This window comes from Acinetobacter sp. F16, from assembly GCF_052712855.1.
In genome coordinates, this window is sequence record NZ_JBRATK010000030.1 from 1 (window position 1) to 3,378 (window position 3,378).

A 3,378-nucleotide genomic window follows, 5' to 3' on the forward strand; every position below is an offset into this window, starting at 1 on the left:
GTTATTGAACAAAGAAATTTAAATCCTGTGCTTGACTCTTGTGGTTAAAAACAGGACATTTTAAATGGTTTATCGCATAGACATTTTAATTGGTGAATAACATGAAAAAGGGAGCTTTAAGCCACTGCTGTCCCATAGTTTGATTTAAATAAAAAACCTGAGTCCAAATCGTTAAAATATGAGTGCAAACAAACACTTTAACGACCAGGATTCAGGTTTTGTCACATCAGAATACCGTATTTCATCAGCTTATTAAACCCGTCGTGCGACAGGATTTTGAGCAACTTGCTAAAGTACACCATGTTGGACAGAAATTTAGAGCGGCTTCAAGATGGGATCAGTTTATTGCCATCTTGATGTCTCAACTTTCCTGCAGGCAAAGTCTGAGAGATATTCAATCCAATCTGGAGTGCCAACAGGACAAACTGAGTCATTTCGGAGCAAAGTCTATTCCCCGAAGTACACTGGCACGAATCAATGAGCAGCAGCCTGCTGCCTTGTATCAACAGCTCTTTTACAAGTTGCTTAAATACTATGAACACTCAAAAGTAGCCCATAAATTTCGCTTTAAGAATCCATTATATTCCCTGGATGCCAGTCATATTGACCTGTCGCTTTCCTTATGTGAATGGGCCAAAGTTCACGACTCAAAAGCCAGCATGAAACTCAGCATAGGATTGAATCACAGCAATGATATTCCTGAGTTTATTGCAGTTGAAAATGGTAAAGAAAATGACATGTTACAAGGCCGAAAATTCCAGTTTCCTGCTGGCAGCATTGTGGTCTTTGATAAAGGCTATGTCGATTATCAATGGTATGCGAATCTAAGCGCTCAAAACGTTAGCTTTGTGACACGTTTTAGACCTAAATCGGTGTATCAGGTGATCCAGCAACATCCCGTGCTTGAATCCAAAGGCATTCTAAAAGATGAAACCATTCAGCTAAATAGCGCACATGCCCTAAAAAGAAAAGCCCCCGTATTAAGAAGAATTGAATATAGAGATCAGCAAAGTGGCAAGCACTTTAGCTTTCTCAGCAATAACTTTCATCTAGCTGCCTCTACCATTGCAGCGATTTACAAAGACCGCTGGAAAGTTGAATTGTTCTTTAAAGCGATTAAACAGAACCTGAAATTAAAAGCCTTTTTAGGCCGAAGCAAGAACGCCATTCAGACGCAAATCTGGATTGCGATGATCGCCTATTTACTGGTAAGTTTCGCTCAACATTTAGGGAAAAAAGGCTGGACAGTTCAGCGCTTACTCAGAATAATTCAAGTGAATTTATTTGAAATAAAAACCTTAAAAGCGTTATTTTCACCCGATAAAGTCCCCATCAAACAAGAGGAAGCTTAAATGAGCTTCCTCTTGTAAAAATTGTGGGACAGCAGTGAGCTTTAAGCTCCCTTTTTTACTAGTTTTTTTTTAAATTGCTAAGCGTAAATTCAGTGCTTTTACGACTTTAATAACAGTATCAAAGCTTGGATTTACATCGCCAGAAAGTGCTTTATAAAGACTTTCTCGACCTAAACCAGTGTCTCTTGATAATTGAGCCATTCCTTTAGCTTTAGCAATATTACCTAAAGCTTTTGCAATGAATGCCGCATCACCATTAGATTCATCGATACAGGCTTGTAGGTAAGCTTGCATATCTTCTTCTGTTTTAAGATGCTCAGCACTGTCCCATTTACGAAGTTTGATAGCCATTTACAGCTCCTCCTCTAAATCTTGTGCTAATTGTAGGGCAAGTTTTATATCTTTACTTTGCGTAGACTTGTCTCCGCCTGCTAAAAGAATAACGACCCTTTGCCCTTGCTTACAGTAATAGATCCTGTAGCCAGGTCCAAAGAAGAAACGTAATTCAGAGACACCTTCACCGACTGGTTCAGTATCTCCAAAGTTTCCATCTTCAACCCGATCAATTCGGACTTGTATACGTCTTTTTGCCTGCTGGTCTTTTAACTTAGTAAACCAGTCATCAAAGACTTCAGTGGTATATATTGAGTACATAAGAATAATGTATCCTATGGGATACATTTATGCAAGAAATAAACTTGAATGTATGGGGCTACAACAGATGTTATTCCCAAGTAGAAATGTCTATGCGATAAACCATTTAAAATGTCCTGTTTTTAACCACAAGAGTCAAGCACAGGATTTAAATTTCTTTGTTCAATAACAGCTTTCTGAGCTTTACGGCTCGGCATACTTTTCTTGGCACGGGAACGTTTATTCTGTTTCTCCAATTCTTCATGTTGTTGCTGGATATGCGCCAGGACTGAACCTAACCGTTTATTCTCAACAATCTCATTTTGCTGTAGCCCAGCCAATTTATTGAAGATGCTGTAGTTGAGCTTTCGTCCTTCATGCATGAGGGCCACAGTGCCATCCGGATACTCCAGAAATGAAATGTATTGCCCAGCAAGCTTATGATTCAGCTCTGTCGGTTCAAGCAGATAAATACATTTGTCATAGGTAATCATCAGGTTCTTGGTGACCTTACGCGGTTCCTGCCAGGTAAAAATATCATCCAGTTCAAGATGAGATTCGGTTAATGGCCGATGTAAGTTCTTTGAGTTTCTCGCACATTTGGCGAACTTCTGATTGAAATGCTCAATAAAGCAGGGTAGCCATGCATTGGCTTCAGCAATCGAACCGATTCCTTCCAGGCGCATCTCCTTGATCAGACGGTCCTGAAGGGTTCGGTTGGCACGTTCTACGCGGCCTTTGGCCTGCGGTGAGTTGGCGAAGATAATATCAATGTTTAACTCATTCAGAATCCGCCCAAATTGCGTGATCTGGCTGTCTTGCCTGGATTTCTGGTTGACTCTAAATACCGAGTGTTTATCGCTATAAAAGGCCAAGGGCTTGCCGTATTGCTCAATGTAGGCTCGGGTTGAAAGCATATAGTCAAAGGTCGTTTCAGCCTCACAAAAGCGTAGATGCAACAGCTTGCCGGTAGCATCATCGATATAGACCAATAAACAGCATTTGCCAGCACGTCCTTCAAACCAATCATGATATGAGCCATCAATTTGAATCAGTTCGCCGAAACAATCACGGTTATAGCGTGGCTGGTATGGACGTTTCTGGCGTTTAGCTCGTGGAATCCACAGGTCATTGGCTGTCATCCAACGCCGAAGCGTTTCTACCGGAATATCTAGGGCAAACATGCTGCTGAGCTTCTCATGCGCCAAGGTGGGTCCAAAGCCCAGCAGATGTTCAGAAATAATGGAAAGACATTTTGATTTTAATAACTCATCATGGCGACGATGGCCAGGTTGACCACGACTGGCATGCGCCAGACCTGAAACACCATCTTGATTGAGCTTCTGCAATAACCGGGTAATTTGACGGGTTGAAAGATTCAGGATTTCTGCAG

Annotated in this window: 4 protein-coding genes; 1 reads left to right on the forward strand and 3 read right to left on the reverse strand. The window is 41.2% G+C overall.

The window, feature by feature from the left end:
- Positions 1-218: 218 nt before the first annotated feature.
- Entirely contained in the window at positions 219-1,352 is a 1,134-nt protein-coding gene (locus ACU0NF_RS11800; protein WP_004647387.1) for an IS4 family transposase, read from the forward strand.
- Positions 1,353-1,421: 69 nt separating this feature from the next.
- Here the strand turns inward: ACU0NF_RS11800 and ACU0NF_RS11805 are convergent, their stop codons facing one another.
- From ACU0NF_RS11805 to ACU0NF_RS11815, 3 genes are all read right to left on the reverse strand, one after another.
- The gene (locus ACU0NF_RS11805) at positions 1,422-1,703 is read right to left on the reverse strand and encodes an addiction module antidote protein (RefSeq protein ID WP_000985610.1); all 282 of its coding nucleotides are present in this window, start codon (positions 1,701-1,703) and stop codon (positions 1,422-1,424) included.
- A complete protein-coding gene (locus ACU0NF_RS11810; RefSeq protein WP_000286964.1) occupies positions 1,704-2,006 on the reverse strand; it encodes a type II toxin-antitoxin system RelE/ParE family toxin in 303 nt (100 codons plus the stop codon). It abuts the gene before it with no gap.
- A 122-nt stretch (positions 2,007-2,128) separates the two neighbouring features.
- The coding region (locus tag ACU0NF_RS11815) for an ISNCY family transposase (RefSeq protein WP_445661237.1) at positions 2,129-3,378 on the reverse strand (1,250 nt) is incomplete at its 5' end.